The organism is Paenilisteria portnoyi, assembly GCF_014322795.1.
In the GTDB taxonomy this organism is placed as follows: domain Bacteria; phylum Bacillota; class Bacilli; order Lactobacillales; family Listeriaceae; genus Listeria_A; species Listeria_A portnoyi.
Window position 1 is genome coordinate 49483 of sequence record NZ_JAASTT010000018.1, and the last position, 19643, is coordinate 69125.

22 protein-coding genes are annotated in these 19643 nt (G+C 37.0%); 4 read left to right on the forward strand and 18 right to left on the reverse strand.

Going from position 1 to position 19643, the window contains the following annotated elements; genetic code table 11:
* Window positions 1-2: 2 nt before the first annotated feature.
* Window positions 3-500, forward strand: coding sequence for a GNAT family N-acetyltransferase (locus tag HCJ66_RS12085; protein ID WP_187133359.1), 498 nt, complete (start codon window positions 3-5; stop codon window positions 498-500).
* A 418-nt stretch (window positions 501-918) separates the two neighbouring features.
* Here the strand turns inward: HCJ66_RS12085 and HCJ66_RS12090 are convergent, their stop codons facing one another.
* The 7 genes from HCJ66_RS12090 to HCJ66_RS12120 all read right to left on the reverse strand — a co-directional run bounded on the left by HCJ66_RS12090 (window position 919) and on the right by HCJ66_RS12120 (window position 7592).
* A complete protein-coding gene (locus HCJ66_RS12090) occupies window positions 919-2094 on the reverse strand; it encodes a hypothetical protein (protein WP_187133360.1) in 1176 nt (391 codons plus the stop codon).
* A gap of 3 nt (window positions 2095-2097) precedes the next feature.
* A complete protein-coding gene (locus HCJ66_RS12095) occupies window positions 2098-2736 on the reverse strand; it encodes an ABC transporter ATP-binding protein (RefSeq protein ID WP_187133361.1) in 639 nt (212 codons plus the stop codon).
* A 119-nt stretch (window positions 2737-2855) separates the two neighbouring features.
* Window positions 2856-3332, reverse strand: coding sequence for a hypothetical protein (locus HCJ66_RS12100; protein WP_187133362.1), 477 nt, complete (start codon window positions 3330-3332; stop codon window positions 2856-2858).
* A 3-nt stretch (window positions 3333-3335) separates the two neighbouring features.
* The gene (locus HCJ66_RS12105) at window positions 3336-3833 is read right to left on the reverse strand and encodes a hypothetical protein (protein WP_187133363.1); all 498 of its coding nucleotides are present in this window, start codon (window positions 3831-3833) and stop codon (window positions 3336-3338) included.
* A gap of 205 nt (window positions 3834-4038) precedes the next feature.
* Window positions 4039-5043, reverse strand: a complete 1005-nt coding sequence (locus HCJ66_RS12110; RefSeq protein WP_187133364.1) for an inorganic phosphate transporter — start codon at window positions 5041-5043, stop codon at window positions 4039-4041.
* Between the two features lie 148 nt (window positions 5044-5191).
* Window positions 5192-6574 carry an amino acid permease gene (locus HCJ66_RS12115; RefSeq protein WP_425489658.1) on the reverse strand — a complete coding sequence of 461 codons (1383 nt, stop codon included), beginning with the start codon at window positions 6572-6574 and terminating at the stop codon, window positions 5192-5194.
* Between the two features lie 532 nt (window positions 6575-7106).
* Entirely contained in the window at window positions 7107-7592 is a 486-nt protein-coding gene (locus HCJ66_RS12120) for a GNAT family N-acetyltransferase (protein ID WP_187133365.1), read from the reverse strand.
* A gap of 116 nt (window positions 7593-7708) precedes the next feature.
* Here HCJ66_RS12120 and HCJ66_RS12125 point away from each other — a divergent pair, with 116 nt between their 5' ends.
* Window positions 7709-7858, forward strand: coding sequence for a lmo0937 family membrane protein (locus HCJ66_RS12125; protein WP_181675832.1), 150 nt, complete (start codon window positions 7709-7711; stop codon window positions 7856-7858).
* 110 nt (window positions 7859-7968) lie between these two features.
* Here HCJ66_RS12125 and HCJ66_RS12130 read toward each other — a convergent pair whose 3' ends face one another.
* The 4 genes from HCJ66_RS12130 to HCJ66_RS12145 form a co-directional block, all read right to left on the reverse strand.
* Window positions 7969-8544, reverse strand: coding sequence for a hypothetical protein (locus HCJ66_RS12130; protein WP_187133366.1), 576 nt, complete (start codon window positions 8542-8544; stop codon window positions 7969-7971).
* A gap of 1093 nt (window positions 8545-9637) precedes the next feature.
* Entirely contained in the window at window positions 9638-9832 is a 195-nt protein-coding gene (locus HCJ66_RS12135) for a hypothetical protein (RefSeq protein WP_187133367.1), read from the reverse strand.
* A gap of 476 nt (window positions 9833-10308) precedes the next feature.
* Entirely contained in the window at window positions 10309-10488 is a 180-nt protein-coding gene (locus tag HCJ66_RS12140; RefSeq protein ID WP_181675806.1) for a hypothetical protein, read from the reverse strand.
* A gap of 21 nt (window positions 10489-10509) precedes the next feature.
* A complete protein-coding gene (locus HCJ66_RS12145) occupies window positions 10510-11130 on the reverse strand; it encodes a hypothetical protein (protein ID WP_187133368.1) in 621 nt (206 codons plus the stop codon).
* 1293 nt (window positions 11131-12423) lie between these two features.
* On the opposite strand from HCJ66_RS12145, the gene HCJ66_RS16500 reads away from it, so the two are divergent.
* Window positions 12424-12510, forward strand: coding sequence for a putative holin-like toxin (locus HCJ66_RS16500; RefSeq protein ID WP_222717495.1), 87 nt, complete (start codon window positions 12424-12426; stop codon window positions 12508-12510).
* Window positions 12511-12531: 21 nt separating this feature from the next.
* Window positions 12532-12639: a DUF5670 family protein gene (locus HCJ66_RS16530; RefSeq protein ID WP_343069004.1), complete on the forward strand. Its 108-nt coding sequence runs from the start codon at window positions 12532-12534 to the stop codon at window positions 12637-12639.
* A gap of 397 nt (window positions 12640-13036) precedes the next feature.
* On the opposite strand, the gene HCJ66_RS12150 is transcribed toward HCJ66_RS16530, so the two are convergent.
* The 7 genes from HCJ66_RS12150 to HCJ66_RS12180 form a co-directional block, all read right to left on the reverse strand.
* Entirely contained in the window at window positions 13037-13726 is a 690-nt protein-coding gene (locus HCJ66_RS12150) for a hypothetical protein (RefSeq protein ID WP_187133369.1), read from the reverse strand.
* A 719-nt stretch (window positions 13727-14445) separates the two neighbouring features.
* The gene (locus tag HCJ66_RS12155; RefSeq protein WP_187133370.1) at window positions 14446-15498 is read right to left on the reverse strand and encodes a beta family protein; all 1053 of its coding nucleotides are present in this window, start codon (window positions 15496-15498) and stop codon (window positions 14446-14448) included.
* A 68-nt stretch (window positions 15499-15566) separates the two neighbouring features.
* A complete protein-coding gene (locus HCJ66_RS12160; protein ID WP_187133371.1) occupies window positions 15567-16439 on the reverse strand; it encodes a sce7726 family protein in 873 nt (290 codons plus the stop codon).
* A gap of 330 nt (window positions 16440-16769) precedes the next feature.
* Entirely contained in the window at window positions 16770-17168 is a 399-nt protein-coding gene (locus HCJ66_RS12165) for a hypothetical protein (protein WP_187133372.1), read from the reverse strand.
* A gap of 14 nt (window positions 17169-17182) precedes the next feature.
* Complete coding sequence (locus tag HCJ66_RS12170) at window positions 17183-18619, reverse strand: T7SS effector LXG polymorphic toxin (protein WP_187133373.1); 1437 nt, start codon at window positions 18617-18619, stop codon at window positions 17183-17185.
* On the reverse strand, window positions 18606-18803 hold the full coding sequence (locus HCJ66_RS12175; RefSeq protein WP_187133374.1) for a hypothetical protein: 198 nt from the start codon (window positions 18801-18803) through the stop codon (window positions 18606-18608). The genes HCJ66_RS12170 and HCJ66_RS12175 overlap by 14 nt, the downstream gene beginning before the upstream one ends.
* A gap of 133 nt (window positions 18804-18936) precedes the next feature.
* Window positions 18937-19233, reverse strand: a complete 297-nt coding sequence (locus tag HCJ66_RS12180; protein WP_187133375.1) for a hypothetical protein — start codon at window positions 19231-19233, stop codon at window positions 18937-18939.
* Between the last annotated feature and the right edge of the window lie 410 nt (window positions 19234-19643).

Consider the following 19643-nt stretch of genomic DNA (forward strand, 5'->3'; position numbering starts at 1 on the left):
AAATGGAAATCAGGCTTTTAACCGTAGCAGATGTCGATCAATACGTAAAAATCAGACTCCAAGCCCTGCAAGAAAGTCCCGCAGCTTTTGCGACAAGTTTTGAAGAAGAAAAATACACCGCCTTACAAAAATACGAAGTTCGCTTCCAATCCCCATACTCCCTGACATTCGGAGCATTTTCAGGCAGGAATTTGGTCGGCGTTGTGACTTTAATTCGAGAAGAACGCATCAAAATGAGGCACCGCGCCAATATCGTCGCGATGTACGTTGCACCAGAAAGACGTGGCAGTGGTGTCGGAAAAGCCTTAATTGGCACCGCGATCGAGCAGGCCCATCAACTAGAAGGCATCGAGCAAGTTTATTTATCCGTCGTTACGAAGAATAAACAGGCTCGGAAACTCTATACTTCGCTTGGATTTGAACCATATAGCCTTGAAAAACACGCGTTGAAGCTCGATGGCACGTATTTTGATGAAGAGCATATGGTTTTGTTTTTGTAATGCGAAACGATATCCGAGTATCATTACTATCCCAATTATGGTAGTAACGACACTCGGCTATTTTCATGACTACGAGTCAATGATAATATTTTTTAGTCTTGCTGTCATAGTAATGAAGTTTATTTAGATATCTAGTGTAATTCCAAGATTTACTTACTACATCCGTTGTAGTATACGACCAGTACGCATTATTGGGCACTGTCATCGATTGACTTGAAACGAATGTTCTTTTACCTGTGATAGAATTAATATCAAATTTCTCTAAATGAGGCACTGATTTAGCGTATACGCCAGGCTACACCGCAATTACTAATCCCACCAATAAGGCCACTGTTAACACAATTTTATATACATATCCTGTTCTATTTTTATTATTCATGTCACCGCTCCTCTTTTTATCACTATCAAAAAAATATTCCTATTTTGTTTTCGGCTTCACATATAAAGTCACCACCTTGCTCCTATAACCATCAATTCCGACATTCAAAATCAGTAAAACAAGTAGCGCCACACTCAACACCACAACTCCATTTACAAAATTAATACCCCCATTACCGCATGATATCCCTAACGAATAATCAACCACAGCTGCCGAATTAAAGTACGTCCCTGGCAAAAGATGCGCCCATTGGTTCAGCGGTACAATTTTTCCAACAGCGAGTACTGGTGCCACCAAAATAAGTAACGAAACAAATAATGTCGTCATCACGCGTCTGAACAGCTTACTCACCAAGTCGATTGTGAACACGACAACAACGATTGCCAAGGCTTGTAACACTACCATTTGAGCAAGTAAACTCCCCACCGGCTTCGTTGTCATACCATCATTCGCGCTTATCGCAATAGGATATTCAAAACTTCCCTTGCCTGATAACAAACTCGCTGGCAAATAGGCGATTAAACAGGTCATTATATACAAGGCAAACGCGACTAATAAGCCGAATAACAATCTTTGGAAAGTAACTTTTGCAAACTTATGCGGCAACAACAACGATCGGTCTATATTTTGATAAAAGCGATCCGTGAATGCCGTATTTAGAGTAAAGCAGAGTATGATTACAAAAAAGACTGGGAAAAAATTAGTCAGCATCCGGTATAAAAACGTCGTACCTTGTGTTTCCATATCCTTCTGGTCAGATTTAATATCCAATTCCGCTAGTTTTGTATAAATAGCTATTTGACGAAAAATCGATTCTTTCAATTCCGGCGAGGCCTTCATATCTCCCGTGTAAACACCATGGGATTCTTTAATTAAGTCTATTTTTACCGTATACGCTTCCGACCAATTCCCATTATCATACAGATCTACTACACGTTGTTGCTTCTCCATGCGAGCTTTACTCAGCGCGTCCCCTTCTTTAAAAACCGCTTTTTCCTCCTCGGTTTGAGCTGACGTTATGCTCTGCTCACTCATTGCCAACATCGCCTTATTCGTGGCTATTTCCCCTTTCTCCATGCCAGATAAATTCCGCTCTGCCCCTACGCGCGTATTCATCACCAACACTACCAAAATCGCTAGGATAAAAACAAAAATCGGCAGCCAACTTCCCTTGTTTTTATAGAACTTTTTAAAATATAGCGTTTGCTGTCCCATTATTTAGATTCCTCCTGCTGTATCCATCCACTTTTTATTAGTTATGTAACAAACATTGTCTGAAATATCGTGAAGCAGGTCATTTTGATGCGATGAAAAAATAATACACTTCCCTTGTTTCCTGGCCTCTTCCATAAATCCAATAAAACGTTTTTGATTGGCGTCGTCAAGACCGTTCATAGGCTCATCCATCAACCAATAATCCGTATTACTAACCGCATACATCGCCAAAATCGTCTTTTGCTTCATACCCAGAGAATATTTCCGAATAGGCACCTTAACAAATTCCTCCAAGCCCCAATACCTAATAACCGCATCAATATCCGCCCCATTATTTGCCCAGCTAGCATTCACAAATTTAAGATAATCAAGCGCAGATAAATGCCCATCCAACCAATCCGATGTTTCATAGTAAAAGATTTTTTTTCGCGTTGTAACTAGGTCTAATTTTTCACCGTCATCCTCCAAATAAACCACACCCTTTTGAGCTTTCGTAAGTCCCGCTAAAATACGAAGCAATGTTGTTTTTCCAGAACCATTTGTAGCAACGATGCCGTAAACCAATCCACTCTCAAACTCCGCATTCATACCTTCCAAAAGCGTCTCGCGCACGGATATCGATAAATTCCTTACTTTTAACATAAATCACACCTCCTCTATCTAATCAGCATTATTTATTCGTGCTATCGAATCTAATTGCACATAATAAAAAAACCTAAACCGCTTTCATTCAAGGTTCACATCTGATTTATCATTCTTTTTCAGCGTATCAATAATTCACTAATACTAACAATTTTTGATGAATTTCCCGTTACAGCGTCATCGTTCACATAATCAATAGGTTCGTGATTTATCCTAGACCATGAAGCAGGAATTTGATCATACACTACGCAAAAACACGAATTTTTTACTGTTGCAAAATCTGCCTTGAAAGTTACTAATATTTCTGTCAGCAAACGTGCCGGACGCTTTGTTTCAATCCAATCCTCAAAATACACACGAGAATTTTGATAGTCTTCCTCATCCCCAAATAAACTTTTCACAGTATCTACTGGAATATCATATATAGCCGATTTCGTTGCCTCAGACCAAATTTCCCCAAGAACTCGCTCAGCATCTGCGCTCATATCTCCAATCAATGGCTCAAAATCAAAGAAATATCGTCCTTTAGATAAATTTCTAACAAAAAGGATATAACTAAGCTGTACATTAAATTCCATCCTACCATTCATATTCAATATCTAATTCCCTCCATACGATGACGATTTTTTATAACGAAACTTAGAAACGCAACCACTACTCACTTTAAATATTTCTCGTCCACTTGACCCTAGACCAATACCTGTGAATTTTGCCATTACAGCTGTCCCTGCTTTGACTTTCAAATTTGGAATAGGGAAAGTTCCACTAAAACTACCATCAAAATCTATCTTTCCTACCAGCAGACCGTTTGACAGCATGGTTCCTTGTGTCCCATTACTTTTTATTGTATAGAAATCAATATATCCCCGAAAGTTAATAAATTGTTTTTTATTCAGCTTAACTCTGTACTCAACACTTTGCCCATTGTTGTAAGCTTGCACCTCTGCCAAACCTGCATTTCCCCATACGGTGTTCTGAAGCAGTTGTCTAGGCTCAGATATCGATGCCTCCTTACCCATTTGGTCTGCCATTGTACCACTAGGAAACATGCTGATCAAAAAAACTAAACTTATCATAAAAACCAATATTTTTTTCATGCTATTGCCTCGCTCTCTTTTATGAGCACAGCATAACACAAAAAATCACTCTATGTTTCGCGGGCGCTAGTAGTATAAAATACCCAGCATTTCAAATCCGCTATTTTATTATTAGAAATACAGACTTTTCTATCTGAACCGTGTACAAACCTAGTCAACACACCAATATAAACCAATCACCTGCTCCATACTAATCTTTTCCCAATCACAAAAATATCGCTGCGCTAATCCAATACACCACCGCTGCCAAAATCCCTGCGCAAGGTAATGTAATCATCCACGTCACCAGCATGTTTTTCCCAGTTCGCCAGTTTACTTCCTTCTTATGATTCGCCGTCCCAACACCCATCAGTGAACTGTCAATCACCTGCGTCGAACTAATCGGTAAATGGATTAGCGTGGCTCCCATAATAACCGATAGCGAACCCAAATCCGCCGCAACACCAGTCACCGGCTCAATTTTCATGATTTTCGTGCCTACTGTTTTAATAATCCGGTAGCCGCCAATCGAGGAGCCGAGTGCCATCGCAGCAGCACAACTCACCTGCACCCAAAATGGAATCGCGGAACCTTTTTGCAAACCGCTCGTAATTAATGCTAGCGTAATAATCCCCATCGTTTTTTGCGCATCGTTTGTCCCATGAGCATAAGCTTGCATCGCTGTCGTACCAATCTGCGCAATCCGAAAACGCCGGTTCGTCTGCACCAGTTTCTTATTTCGGAATATAAATTTAAACGCGGAATAAATCAAATAACCGACTGAAAAACCAATCAGCGGCGACAAAATCAGCGCGATAATAATCGTTGAAAACCCGCCCCAGTTCAGCACGCCAAAACTACCCGCGGAAGCAATCGAAGCCCCAGCGATCGAGCCAATCAGCGCATGCGACGAACTACTCGGCATCTTCGCAACCCACGTCATCAAGTTCCACATCACTGCCGAGATCAGTGCGCACAAAACAACAAATTCCCCATTCTTCAACGCAAACGGATCAACAATATCCGATGTCAGCGCCACAGCTACACCTGTAAATGAAATCGCGCCTAGAAAATTCATCACTGCCGCAATCCCAATCGCCACACGAGGTTTCAGCGCCCGCGTCGATATACTCGTCGCCACCGCATTCGCAATATCGTGAAATCCATTTATGAAATCGAAGGCCAAGCCCATAATAACAATGATAATCGTAATTAAAATAACCGTATCCATTCTGTACTCCCCTAACCGCACACACTTTTATTTGTATATACCCTATTTTGCTCCTTCTCACGAATAAACTCAAATTTTAACAAAAAAAAATATCTCTAACAAATGAAAAAAACTGAAACCCGCGGGAGGTCTCAGTTTTTGGTATTTATTAATCAAGATCCGTCGCATTCTGTTCTTGCTTCTGCGTTCTAGATTTACGAATAAAGTAAATCCCAATCAGAAGTACGAACCAAACCGGTGTTACAAACAGCGCCACACGTGTATCCTCAGCCAATGCTAGGACAACTAGAATAAACGCAAGGAACGCGAGAATAACGTAGTTCGCAACTGGATATAACGGCATTTTGAACTTACTTTTCGCCGCAAGTTCTGGGCGTGTTTTGCGATATTTCAAGTGACAGATAACCGTGATTCCCCAAATATACAAGAAACATACTGTCGAAATACTCGTGATTAACGTGAACACACCTTCTGGCATCACATAGTTCAGAATAACGGCAATCAAGATAACGATTGTCGAGAAGAATAACGCGTTTGCCGGAACTTTATGCGATGTTAATTTTGTCATTGGATATGGTGCATTTTTTTCCTTAGCTAGCGAGTAAACCATCCGACTCGTACTGAAAACCGCACTATTACACGCAGATGCCGCCGAAGTTAGAACGACGAAGTTAACGATAGCCGCTGCTGCCGCAATTCCTAACGCCGCGAAAACTTGAACGAACGGGCTTTGCGCTGGATTAATGTCATTCCATGGATAAATACTCATAATCACGATTAGCGCACCGATATAGAAGATAATAATCCGAATCGGAATGTTGTTGATCGCTTTTGGAATAACTTTCTCAGGATCTTTCGTCTCACCTGCCATCAGACCGACGAGCTCAATGCCCACAAAGGCGAATACGACCATCTGGAAAGACAGGATAAAGCCGCTCGCACCGTTAGGGAACCAACCACCGTGACTCCAAAGATTCGTAAAACTAGACGTGCCGGCATCCGTTGAAAATCCTTTGATAATCATAAATGTACCAACGATAATCAGGGCTAAAATGGCGATAATCTTAATTAACGCGAACCAAAACTCCATTTCACCGAATAGCTTCACGGTTGCAAGGTTCATCACGAGCAAAATAACTAACGCGATTAGTCCTGGAACCCATTGCGCCACATTCGGAAACCAGAATTGGGTGTACAGACCGACAGCCGTCAAATCCGCCATCGCAATCGAAATCCAACAGAACCAATACGTCCAACCTGTAACGAACGCGGCTCCATTGCCAAGATAATCAAAAACAAAATCAACAAAAGAATGATAATTCAAATTCGATAGTAATAATTCACCCAGCGCACGCATAATCAAAAAACAAATAATCCCAGTAATCGTGTAAGCAAATAGAATCGACGGACCAGCTAAATGAATTGACTTCCCTGAGCCAAGAAACAAACCAGTTCCAATCGCGCCCCCAATTGCTATCAACTGCACATGGCGATTTTTTAAGCCTCTCTCTAATGTTCGTTCTTCTGACATATGTATTTCCCCCTTATTATTGGACAGACAAAGCCCTTACCAATCGGGCAACAGCTCGAGTCTCTGTGAAACAGTGTCTTTCAAGATTATTCTTCTATCATACCGCAAAACAAACCTAAACACCATACTTTTTTACTTCACAATGTAAACGCTATCATTTTATTTTATTGTACCACAGAGTTTACCCATTCGACAAAGAAGAACGCTTATAATTTTTATTTTTCTTTGTAAGCATTGATAGATAAAGGATATTGATATGTTTGTATTTTCAATTACAAATAGGCTGAATCATCGGGTAAATACGGAGAAGACACAAAAAATATCCCGAGTTTGTGAAAATATGTGTATATTCATAGGGTTTTATGTCGTAAATGTATTTTTTATACGTTAGTAACCCCAGCAAAATCACATGCTGAATAAGGCTATACCAATTTATATGATTGCGATACAATGGACGTATACGAGGACTGCATTATTTGCAGAAATTAGTGATTTTGATGGGTTAAGTAAACTGCTAATCATCCATTTATTATCAATCAAGATAATAGGCCAATTGATAGTCATCCAACCATTTATTGTCCACCCAGAATTCCCGCTTAAAATAGGCCTCTTGCTCAAAGCCAAGGTGTTGATAAAAGTGGAGAGCCTTTGTATTGGTAGCCATCACCCGTAGCGCAATTTTGCCGATGTTATTTTGTTTACCTAGCTCGATTAACTGTTCAATCAGCTGTCTGCCAACACCTTGCCCCTGCGCTTGTTTTGCAACCGAGATACCGAAAAGCCATTGTTTTTGGCGAGATGGCGCTAGCCCTGGACTGTGATAGACGAGAGATCCTAGGACGATTCCGTCTTCATTTTTAGCTACAAGCATATCTTGCGTCATGACGTCTTTTTTGAATTGCTCATAATCATTTTCAGTCACGACATGTGGTGTGGTCCCTTTCACCATGACGCTTTTTTCGATTTCCCAGAGTTCTGGGATGTCAGATTCGATTTGAGATGTGATATGGATTTTCATTTTTATCATTCCTTTTCAGTCGATTTATCATTTTTATTGTAGCATAGTGAGTTCGGATGTTTCACCTTTTTGCAAAGTGGTAAAGATAGGTACGGCATAGTTTGAGGAGGGTACATATGGCAGGAATTCTTTGGACGGTTATTGTGGTTTTATTTGTGTTATGGGTGCTTGGATTAATTCTACGTATCGGTGGGAAATTGATTCATCTTTTGTTAGTTGTCGCTGTGATTTTATTGGTTTGGAATTTGATCACAGGGATGGGATAAGGAATCGGGCTATTTTGTCGCTGTAATGGTGGTAGAATAGTCCTTTTCCCGTGCAAAAAAGAAGAACCGATCTCACCGAATCGATTCTCCCAGTATTTATTAATTTCCTATCAGTTCTCTATCACTTTTCCATCCTTATCAACCGTCACAACAGTGCCTTTACCATCATCCGTGGTAACACTGCCATCGTTGTTCACCGTTGTCGAGCTACCATCAGCAGCTTCGGTTTTGACGCTACCATCTTTATTTACGGTCACTTTATTTCCATTTCCATCGTCTGTTGTCGTGCTGCCATCTTTATTCACGGTTTGCGATGCGCCATTAGATGTTTGGACATTGCCATCCTTATCAACCGTCACTTTATTTCCATTTCCATCATCCGTTGTCGTGCTGCCGTCTTTATTCACAGTTTGCGATGCGCCATCAGATGTTTGGACATTGCCATCCTTATCAACCGTCGCCTTGTTTCCGTTACCATCATCAGCGGAAACACTGCCATCTTTACTCACAGTGCCAGTCGCTCCATCAGATGTCTCCGTTTTGACTGTGCCATCCTTCTTAACCGTTGTCTTGTTCCCCTTACCATCGTCAGTCTTCACCTCGTCTTGTGAGGAACACCCCGTCAATACCCCTGCAACACTAAAACACAACACCAATAAAATAATCGCCCAACTTCTTTTTTTCATTTCAAAATCCATCCTCCCAGTACTTTATCATTCAAAAACTCAATAAAAAATCCTATCTTTCAACCAAAATATCACTTGCTTCGATTTAAAATTGCCGGTAAACAAGCATTTTGTGAATTCCTGTACTAATTGTATATCCAAATCCTAATCATATCTATTTCCAGATGTCCGTTTTTATGTAATTTTTTAAAAAGAATGGTCTATATTCAATGAAAAGACATATTTCTAACTCATTCCGTATTTTTTACACATTTGAACTTGGAGGATCATCAAGTAAATTCTCGTGCAAAAAAAAAAACTTAACAGATGTAACCTCCATTGAGGCTCTATGATTGGTGGTGAGGGGAATCGAACCCTCGACCCGCTGATTAAGATTTGAATACTTTCATTGCCTTCACTAAGTTTAGCTTGTGAAAAAAACGGTGCATCTTGCATATCTTATTATAGTTCTTGCAAATAGTTTTCAAGAACATCTCTGTTTCCGATAAAATTAAACATGAACGATTATGACTCTATTTATGATAAAAACTTTTCGAATCCGAACATTTGTTACTTTAGAACACGTTAATTTCATTATAGCACTCAATTTAAAGCTTAGACGCTATCTTTCTTGCCCTTCTCTCATTGCCAATATACCTTCCTATAACTAGTAGAAAAAAATAACCTATTAACCATATTTTATAGTCTGTGGTTACAGAATTCACTCGAAAAAAAAGAGAACATACTAATAAAAATAAAAACATTCCCCCGAATATTTCCAAACCATCTTTTATACTTTTTTTCAATATAATCACCTTCATCCATGCAATTTTTATACGATTACTACGGTTTTAGCTACTCTATTAATCCCCATAAGTTAAATAAACGTGCAATGAATATCATACTACTTTTAATGTACGCCCAATTTGACTCTATAACTAGTAATAGTCTGGATACAAATTTATCTAAGATAGTGATGATGCTGCCTTTTTGAGTCACTTGATAGTTATTGGCCATCAAAAACAGTATTCATGTCTGTTTCGGCACTAGCAAAATTTGATGATAAAACGTTATATAAGTATAATTATTTACATCAGAGCTTTTTTTCATATTCTCATTTTCCCTCTTTTTTAAGTATCATTCTATTGAATAAAATCCAGTTAAATACTACACCTGCCGTTAACAATGGAATTCCCCAATTATTAAGAATCGGTTCGTTATTTTTAATACTAAGTATGTATATGACCAACAAAGCAATACACAGACATGCCCATACAATATCCCCAACAATTAGGAGTATTTTTTTCATTATTATCCTCCTCTGCGCTTATATTATTTTCTAGTTGTCCATCTCCTCTTTTATTCAATTATAATCAAATATTTGTACAATTAAATTATATACTGGAAATTTCGCAAGCACAAAGATAGAATCCACTGAATTACTAAGATATCATGATATTATTAAGCGAATTACGAAAAAAGACATACTTGAAGTTTATTATGTCTTTTTTACTCGTTAAATGGTTAGGTAAACTTCGTGATTAATCTAACAAAGCCAATGCACCCAATTAGATTTCCCTAGTTCTGACGCTTCATTCGTACTTGATAGAATATCTAATCTTTTCCCTATTCTTTCTCCCATGGTATCCGTTTATTGGGGTTTCATTCCATATACACCTACTAAAAAAGGCCCGTTTCCAATTTACAGGAGTCGAGCGTTCACATTTTAATATACCTACAACCTCGGCCAGAATCTCTTTATTTCAAGATTTCTTTTTTAGCCACTCATTTTTTACGTCTAACTTCTCTAAGGTAGCCACCGAAAATTAAAGCCAATAAAAACACTATCAGAAAAGTTTTTCCTTGATAAATTGTGTCCCCATTTTGATCAAAATAAGACCAAATCAGTAAAACTAAAAACAACATACCAAAAACTTCAAAAGCTTCTCTTATTACTTTTTTCAATATATCTCCTCCAACCAGTATTCACTGTAACCCAGCGTTCCCAGTGAATACGCCTACAAGATAATTATAATCAAACCATATACCTCGTGTTATATACTTAGAAACTTTGAGCCCCGCAGCTCCACAAGCGATTTTTATAATGTCAGCCTCTATTTTTATACCACCTATAATGAAACCCAAAGCTACAGCATCTGAAACAGAACTAGCTTTTATTTTAATCCTAGCGTAATTCCAATGAAACGTAATGGAATTTACTCCTGCTCCTCTTAACAGGACAGGGGTCAAAACCGTCTCGTCTCCGTCTGTGTCTACTACAGAAGCTACTTCAGAACCATCTTGTTTAATGCCAGCTAATTGGATATTAGTTTGCTTAACATACTCTTCAACCAATGCCACTTTTTCAGCTGGGAATATATTTGCTATAGCGCTATCTACTACAAATTGCTTAGTGTTTATATCAAAAGAAATATAATTGTTAGCCGCTAATGTATCTGCATCTGTTAACATTCCAACAGACGGCGCACTTACCTCCGTATTATTGTTGATTTCATCAGCGTTTACAACAATAGCAGGTGCTACAGATGCAAAAGCTAATGATGTTGCTATAATTGGTGTTACTAATTTTACTGTGTTTTTATTCATGTCTTCTTCATCTTTTCTCTCTATTTGGAACCACTAATAAATAATATACAAAGCATTTCGTGAATTCCTTGTGCCAATTGTATATTTTTGCTCTAGTAATGTCTAGCCTAAACCGTTCTATTTTCATACAAATTTTAGAAAGAAAGAGGGATTGTCAAAAAAAAGACACGTTCTCTATAAATTACGTCTTTTTTACACGTTTTAATTCTAGTGAATCCAACTTACTTTGAGTTTAGGCAATACGGGGATTTGTCGCATTTTAAATCTAACTTGCAAATTTTTTGCAAATTCACAAACAAATTTGCGCGCAAAAAAAGCCACAACAGACATGATATCCGTTGAGGCTCTAAGATGGGTTGTGAGGGGATCGAACCCACGACCCGCTGATTAAGAGTTGCATATTTTCTTGTTTATGATTATTTTTATTGCTATCACTAGGTTTAGCTTGTGAAAAAACGGTATTTCTTACATATCCTATTATAATTTTTGCAAATAATTTGCAAAAAAATCTCTGTTTCCGATAAAATTAAACACGAACGTTTATGAAGCCTGGTATCTAAAAATCAACTCTATACACGAATGATAGACAGTTTCTAAAATTCCAAACTCAATAATTAAGCTCAATCATCCTATTCCCGTTAATCCATACACCTTTTTATAGTCATTTATCCAAAAATATGCTAATATAAATTTGTTACTTTAATATTTTTTTTAGAAATAGAGACAGTATTAAAAAGATTACGATAAATATTAATGTAGTCATCCAAAGATAATCCGCAAATAAACTGGTTGTAACTCTCACTATTTGTGATATTAAAATCAATAACAAGAATAAAGTTCCATCAACTTTCGGATTAACTTTCATTAGTGTTTTCATATTCTGCTTCATATTGTCACTCCTTATTTCTTTATAATGTTATTGTAGCGCAAAATAACAAAAAAGGAGAATAATTACAATATAATTTGTAAAGACATTAGTTTTTATATCATCCGCATCATTGTTTTGCACCTTTTGCATCTACCGAAAATACCAGTTGCATATTTTCTTATTTACAATTATTTTTATTGTTATCACCGGGTTTAGCTTGTGAATAAATGGCAAAAATTGCATATATCATCATAATTAATGCAAATGAATTTAAAAAACTCTGTTTCCGATAAAACAAAACACGAACATACGTTTGCCATAATATTTAAAAATTGACCCTATATACGAACAATAGACAGCCATTCTAATATTTAGTGCAACGTAAGCGCGTGGGAGGCAGATACTTCTTAAGGAGGTGATGCCGAATGTCAGTTTTTGAAAGTCTAATATTGATAATTACTTTTGCAACTCTTGTTGTTCTCATTCTGTCATTTAAAAATGAGGATTTTTAATATGTCCGGATTATTTGGACGATTATCGCGGTTTTATTTGTGATTTGGGTTATTGGCCTAATTCTCCGTATTGAAGAGGATTTAATCCATTTTTTGTTGGTTTGGAATCTGATTACATGGAACGAGTGATAAGGAAGGCTATTTGTCTCTTGTGACGAATTCATGCACTAACGCCTATGATGATCATTAATATCAAAAATCTGGAGAATTGTCATCGATTTTAAAAGTCGACAACAATTCTCTAGCTTTCTATATGCTCCTCCATTAACGCCTATATTTCGCAGTTAATGTTTCCTGACCTGATGGATTTATCACAAAAACTTCATTTCCTGTTACAGCTTCCTTTTCTTCTCTGTTTTCGTTACAATAAAAAAAATATTTATAAGCACAAACATAACGAAAAACACCCCTAAAGAGAACCATTTCATTTTCCAGGTCATACTATTATATCCAAATACGTCTAACAATATATAACAAAGCAAGAGTGTTGTAAAAGCAGTGATAGGACCCTTCCACCTGATATATTTCATTGCCATCCCCACTCTGATATATGACTAGTAAATAAATTCACATCCCACCACGTACCGTTTTTTATACCACCTGCCTTATAGCCCAAAGCTGATGCCGCAGCTGGAACAAACAAGCCGACTACAATCGCATCTGTTGCTAAACTTATTACCCCAGCTGCAACACTTATAGATCCTATAGCTATCATTCTCGTATTTTCAACATTTAGGAGTATTTTCGCATAATTCCAATGCATTTCAACACCATTACGCCCTTTTCCACCTAACAATTGCCCTGCTATTTTAGTGTTAGGATTAATGATAAGCCCTTTCTCTATAACGCTTTTGTTAGATGCATCCAAATACTTTTGGACGACATTTTGCTGATCTACTGTGAGTTCTTCCTTGCCCTCCTCAGAAATCACATATTGATTGCCAATAACCACAATGTATTTATCAAATTCCTCCACTTCCTTTGGTGTAAGCTCAACTTGTCCTAAGTCTGAACTAAGCAAATCTCCCTTATTTGTTATACTTGCTACTGTATCATCTTTATTAATTTCTTCCGCATGGGCGTCAATAGCTGGCGCACTTACCTCCGTATTATTGTTGATTTCATCAGCGTTTACAACAATAGCAGGTGCTAAAGATGCAAAAACTAACGATGTTGCTATAATTGGTGTTACTAATTTCACTGTGTTTTTATTCATGTCTTATTCCCCTTTTCTCTCTATTTGGAACCACTAATAAGCAAAACATTTCGTGAATTCCTTGTGCCAATTGTATATTTATGCTCTAGTAATGTCTATGCTAAACCGTTCTATTTTCATACAAATTTTAGAAAGAAAGGCGGATTATCGAAAAAAGACACATTTATGATAAATTACGTCTTTTTTACACGATTCAACTCTAGTGAATCCAACTTACTTTGAGTTTGGGCAATAGGGTTGTTGATCGCTTTTTAAATCTAACTTGCACTTTTTTTGCACATTCACAAACAAATTTGCGTGCAAAAAAAGCCTCAACAGACGTAATATCCGTTGAGGCTCTATGATGGGTTGTGAGGGGATCGAACCCACGACCCGCTGATTAAGAGTTGAATTTTAGAATTATTATGGGTTCAAATGTTGCTGTGGGTGGGGTTTGATTGTGAAAATTGGTGAACTTTGTAGATAGTTTTAGTAGTTTAGGAATTTTTGAGTATCCTATCTCAACCGATAAAAAATCTGTAAAATCCCATATCCGAGTAAATCCTATCTTACATCTCCCGTTTTCCCTCATCGATCGAACTGAAAGCGTCAGCTATTCCCCTGTTAAATTTTCATAACGAGATCTCCTGATAAGAGAAAACATACCCTCAATGAATAATCCAGTTAAAATATAAATAAATCTGTTACTTATTAAGAATATTCTCGTTGTACCATTACATCTATACTCTGAATTCATTCAACGTATGGATATAATGCGCCATTGTTACACCTTTCCAAGCCGCCTGATTTCCGCCTTTAACAGTACCGTCTATCACCCCAGCAATAGTCATACAACCTTCGCACGAATTATGGTGAACCTCATCATACTGCTTCCAAAATTCGGATTTCATTATTTCAGGAGCAATATGCTCAGTAAACTCGGATGCAGCTCTTTTTCCTTCTCTGTATCTGTACCCTACAAATTGATTATCTTTTTTCGAATAGTAGATTCCTGCAGGGCTTAAGGCTCCACCATTGGTTGGTAGATTACTGTTTATCCCGACATAATCAGCAATTCCATCAAAATTCCCATAATCCTCTTTTTTATAATTTTCAAGATAAGATACGTCGATCTCTTCAATTAGTTGCCCATCAACGACACCCACATTGTAATAATCTACAGGTTTACTATCAATTAACAAAATAGATTGGAATTTTTTTATCTTCTTCGCTTCTTTGATTTTATTAAATGCTACTCTAAATTTCAAATCAGTATATTTATTTTTTTGAATATCAAAGAGAAAATAATCGCCTTCACCTAGTATTTCAAATAACTCACTATATACACCATTAAACTGTGCGGGCACTAGCCTCACAGCGATATCTTCAAAATTATCCCTCAATGCCTCAGCGTCTCTTATTATTCTTTCCCCATCTAAAAATTCAATTTCATCATATGAAAGTACTGGTACACAATTATTCAATTCTGAACACTGTAGTAAGCAACTTAAAGTAAATTCAGAATCCCTATTATTTTTTGTAATAAACTTTTGCACTTGGGGCTTGACCGTTTTCGTAACTGGTCTATTTATAATATCAACAAAAAATTTAGTATCAGTACCCCGAAAAATTGCACCTACTTCCTCTGAAAAAGAGTCCATTGACAGGTTAGCTCGACTCTTCTCTTGAACTACTTCTATCAGTGGATTTATGCTATTAGAAATCCCACTTTGTAACGCTTTCTTTATTACTGATACTTCAACAGTTCTATTTTTTAATACAGGTACGTACACAACTGACCAACTCCCTTACAAGTATTTACAGTTAGTATACTATTCTTTTCTAAGAAGAACAAGCATTCTCATTCCAAATTGTAGAATATATTGGGTTCCAACTCATTTTTAAAAAAAAGCTGTGTATCAACATCATTTATTTGCAAACTATGTTTCCTTATATTCTGCCATTTACTTTGATACTTTTTCTTCAATATTTCTTTAAAGTATTTGTTTATCTTCATCTTATCTAAACCAGCATTTATTTCAGAAATTAGTTCTGTTTTCGAATTCCCTTTGAGGTTAACCTCTCCTTGTTTAGCTAGGTATTTTAATTCAATTTTATTCAAAACTTCTAATTGGAATAATGGGTTTATTGTATTATTTTTCTGAGATTTTCTCTTGTAATTAAAAATAATACGTCCATCATTATTTTTGTATTCAATCACACCACATTCGGTTGGTATCATTTCGATAGCCCTATCAGTATGTTTCCTATTTACAATTATATACACATATTCAAATACTTGAAAATAATCATTTACTTGTTTTTCTAATTTTGTCAGGCTATCAAATTCTGTCTTGATTTCATATGCACTAGAATGACCATTGATTCGAGCTAAATCCAAACGACTTTTGCCTACATTCATTTCAAAAAACGTAATCTCATCATCGCGATTTAAATGTTTTCTAGAAAAAACCGATTTTATAATAGATTCATTCGCATAATACTTGTACATATATGCGTTAACAAATTCATACGGAGATATTAACTTAACGTAATCACTAAAAATATTTTTCAAAATTCTTGGTGCCTCTAAGATTATTTTTCCCCACAAAATATGAGCAGAATCGAATATACTATAGCTAGAGTACATCCTAGTTCCATATTCATATCGCTCTTGTTGAGTTGAATTTTTTTCAATTTCCGATAAAAGTTCATCAACAATTAAAGTTCCCATTTTTTACTCTCCTTTAAAACCAATAACATAATATCCTTACCAGGTGGCGCTCGCTATGTAGCACATCATTAATTGCTAAATAACAACAAATCAATAACACTTCCAGACAGTATTATAGCACATAATTTTCATATGAAAAATAGTGATCTTATACGAAGGTGTACCACGAGCGTATTTTTAACTTCCCTTTTAAAGCACACTCCACAATTCATTTAAAATAACACTAACCTCTACTGACCTAGAGAAAAAATTCTAACATATGCTTAAAATTCCTTCTCTGTAGATCAAATTGATACTGAAACAAAATCTTAAATTTCAATACCTATCCCCCTAACAATTAACTTTAAACGGTGCATGTCCACTTTCGCTATTTCTTAGCAAAGTTGGTTTTCTAAACCTCAGACTAGTATCTAGTCTGAAAATCGCTACTTCTTCCTCTACCTCAATAAAAGAAATATTAATCCATATTGGTGCTCTAGGGAAAAGTCCACCTAAGACTCCGACAACATCTTTAACTGAGAGTTTCTTATCTCCTATGTTTTCTTTTGTTAAAACCAAGCGCTTCATCATTTCGTCTCCGCCATCCAACATTTTCCCCTCTTCTTCAACTGGCTCAATAATAAATTTATTTACTGTACTTTGAATTCCCATTTTTTCTTTTAATTCATTAGTAGCTCTCAACAAGTTCTCAGCAAATATTTCTTCGTTCATTTGAGTTATTTTGTCCATTGAGATCATCTCCTTTATTTCAGCTTAGTAGATTCAATTTTCTTCAAGTTCCCTAAATTGACATACCCAGAATTCGTGAACTCTAATTGATAAGTTTCCAACCAAGAATTTTTAGTCGCAATCCCAGCATCATTAAATATCAGCTCATAATTTTTTGCATGTGCAACAGTGGGTGCATAATGACCTGATTCATTAGTAATCCTTCTTATATTCCCATACGAATCAACCTTTAATTTTCCTGCAGCTAAAACATCCTCGCCATTAGCTAGATAGGAATGACCCCTACCTACTTGGAGTGTGCCGCTTCTATCAATAATAAAATCAACCTCATTTATACCATCTCTAATTTTAACTTGTCCATTTTTCAAAACATAGTCAAACGATTTTCCTGACTGTAGTTCATTTGGATATCTATTTTCTATCGTCTGAATAGGCTCAACTTCTTTTATCTTCAACTTTTTCTGTGCCACGTCTAGATGACTTTTAGGTATCATTTTACCTGCACCTTTCATCGTTATACCACCTAGTAATACAAACGAAATAATTGAAAAGCTTTGCATTTTTGTTAGTGGCACATCAGGGTTCAACTTATTGATACCTTTCATTGCATCTAACATATAATTTGTCATAAAATCGCCAGTTTCCTCAGACGTTACTTTAATCGTACCATCTTTTAAGCCATCATTGTAGGCAATACTGGCTTCTGCGGTTTCGCGATTCGTGATACCATTTTTACTTAAAATCCAGTACCCATCCTCCAACGTCTTCGTGTAGTCATCAAAGTTATACGTTTTCTTTGGCTTCTTCTCTGGTGCCAAATGATTCAGCCAACCTAATTGCATTTTACTGGAATCATAAGTATTCGTTGTTGCACTGAAAGCTTTCCCTGCCATGATTTCATTGATACCACTCTTTACTTGGTACATCCTCGATAAAACATCGTGCATCATGTTCGTATGACTATGTTCAAAATCCAGATACCGCTCTAAAATCTTGATTTCTTCTTTGATTTGCGCCATAGATACTTCTAGCCCCAGCTTCATCCCAATCTGTTGCCCAATATTCAAACCACCCGTCATCGACTCCATCGCATGGTTGAATTCATCCATTAAGTTCTCCGATCGCCTGATTTCTGCATATAATGCATCCAATTTATCCGAATCTAAGCGCGAACCAAACGAATCATCTACCTGCGTCTCAAAATCTCGAATATACTTCTTTAAAACCGTATCCATTTCGGTTAAGCAGTCCGTTGTCGTGTCTACAATCGGATAATGCACTTTTTCATAATAGCTTTTCGCACTATCAACAAATTCCCCTTTAATTTCATCATCCGCTAATAGCTTGGCTACAGCTTTTCGATAATCTTGCAACGCTCCTCGTAAGCGCTCACTTTCTCTCAAAAACTGTTCCACAAAATAGCGTACTTCTCCAATCTCAATCCTTGGCATGCGCCTTAGCCCCTTTCGATGCAAATTGCGCTCGTTGGTGTGCTCGGCGTGATTCTTTTAAGGTATCATCTACAACGTACATCTGTTTTTTCCGTTTCTGCCATTCTTCCGTCATCGTCTCTTCAATCAATCCTAAACGCTGTTGCGCACGGTTTCCTTGCCACGCATCTTGAAATAAATGCAAGACATGTTCTTGCGCTCGTTTCGTTTTTGCAAACAGTCGTTCCAGCTCTTAGAATTGTCGCTCTTTCTTGATTTGCTCTTCCCAAATCTCTTCTTCCCGTTGTCTTGGTTGCATTTCTATGTATCCCCCTGACCTATTTTTTACTTGCCATCCATTCGATTCCATTGTGTAGCATGTCGCCCAATGCTTTTTCCGACGCGACGAATGCTTTTTCGACATTTTTTAAATTCGCCGTATCTTTTTGAAACGCAGTTGGTGCAGATGCCGTCATTTGTGCAAACTCCATAGCACCTTCCACTAACTGTCGGGCACTACCTGTGGAGTAAGATATGCTTGGTTTTGGTTGGAGTTTCAAGGTATTCGTCGTGGTTTGGATTGCACTCGCATGTTCGGATATTCTGCCACTTGGTAACTGTATTTTCTTTGCCACTTGCCATTCAATCCTTCCTTATTTTAGTATTCATGGAAATATTATATCACACGTAATTAATAAAAAAAGCTATGTTCTAGATTTTCTGAAAAGCCTCTCAAATCAATCAGCACTATTAGATCTTGTTTGTATTTTTTTCAAGATAGATAAAGAAAAACTCTATCCCTATTCCTAGGATAAAGTCAAAAATTATTCCTCTACTTCCAACTCTTTACCATGGCGCTCCTTGTATGAAACTTTTGCATCTTCTTTGATATAAGTTTCTACATCTGGATTAGTTACAAGTTTTAAAGTATCTTTTGTACCTGATTTTTTTTCATAATATAACTCAATTGAACTAATTTCATAACTCCTAAGCCTTGCGGCACAAGAGATTTAAAGCAACAAAAAAGAGGAACCTCCCCATTTTT

Coding starts and splice junctions, on each gene's coding strand:
- HCJ66_RS12145 (WP_187133368.1), bottom strand. CDS start 11,130: ATGAATAAAAACACAGTAAAATTAGTAACACCAATTATAGCAACATCA.
- HCJ66_RS12115 (WP_425489658.1), bottom strand. CDS start 6,574: ATGTCAGAAGAACGAACATTAGAGAGAGGCTTAAAAAATCGCCATGTG.
- HCJ66_RS12120 (WP_187133365.1), bottom strand. CDS start 7,592: ATGAAAATCCATATCACATCTCAAATCGAATCTGACATCCCAGAACTC.
- HCJ66_RS16500 (WP_222717495.1), top strand. CDS start 12,424: ATGTCAGTTTTTGAAAGTCTAATATTGATAATTACTTTTGCAACTCTT.
- HCJ66_RS12105 (WP_187133363.1), bottom strand. CDS start 3,833: ATGAAAAAAATATTGGTTTTTATGATAAGTTTAGTTTTTTTGATCAGC.
- HCJ66_RS12135 (WP_187133367.1), bottom strand. CDS start 9,832: ATGAAAAAAATACTCCTAATTGTTGGGGATATTGTATGGGCATGTCTG.
- HCJ66_RS12110 (WP_187133364.1), bottom strand. CDS start 5,043: ATGGATACGGTTATTTTAATTACGATTATCATTGTTATTATGGGCTTG.
- HCJ66_RS12095 (WP_187133361.1), bottom strand. CDS start 2,736: ATGTTAAAAGTAAGGAATTTATCGATATCCGTGCGCGAGACGCTTTTG.
- HCJ66_RS12160 (WP_187133371.1), bottom strand. CDS start 16,439: ATGGGAACTTTAATTGTTGATGAACTTTTATCGGAAATTGAAAAAAAT.
- HCJ66_RS12125 (WP_181675832.1), top strand. CDS start 7,709: ATGGCAGGAATTCTTTGGACGGTTATTGTGGTTTTATTTGTGTTATGG.
- HCJ66_RS12085 (WP_187133359.1), top strand. CDS start 3: ATGGAAATCAGGCTTTTAACCGTAGCAGATGTCGATCAATACGTAAAA.
- HCJ66_RS12130 (WP_187133366.1), bottom strand. CDS start 8,544: ATGAAAAAAAGAAGTTGGGCGATTATTTTATTGGTGTTGTGTTTTAGT.
- HCJ66_RS12165 (WP_187133372.1), bottom strand. CDS start 17,168: ATGGACAAAATAACTCAAATGAACGAAGAAATATTTGCTGAGAACTTG.
- HCJ66_RS12170 (WP_187133373.1), bottom strand. CDS start 18,619: ATGCCAAGGATTGAGATTGGAGAAGTACGCTATTTTGTGGAACAGTTT.
- HCJ66_RS12090 (WP_187133360.1), bottom strand. CDS start 2,094: ATGGGACAGCAAACGCTATATTTTAAAAAGTTCTATAAAAACAAGGGA.
- HCJ66_RS12150 (WP_187133369.1), bottom strand. CDS start 13,726: ATGAATAAAAACACAGTGAAATTAGTAACACCAATTATAGCAACATCG.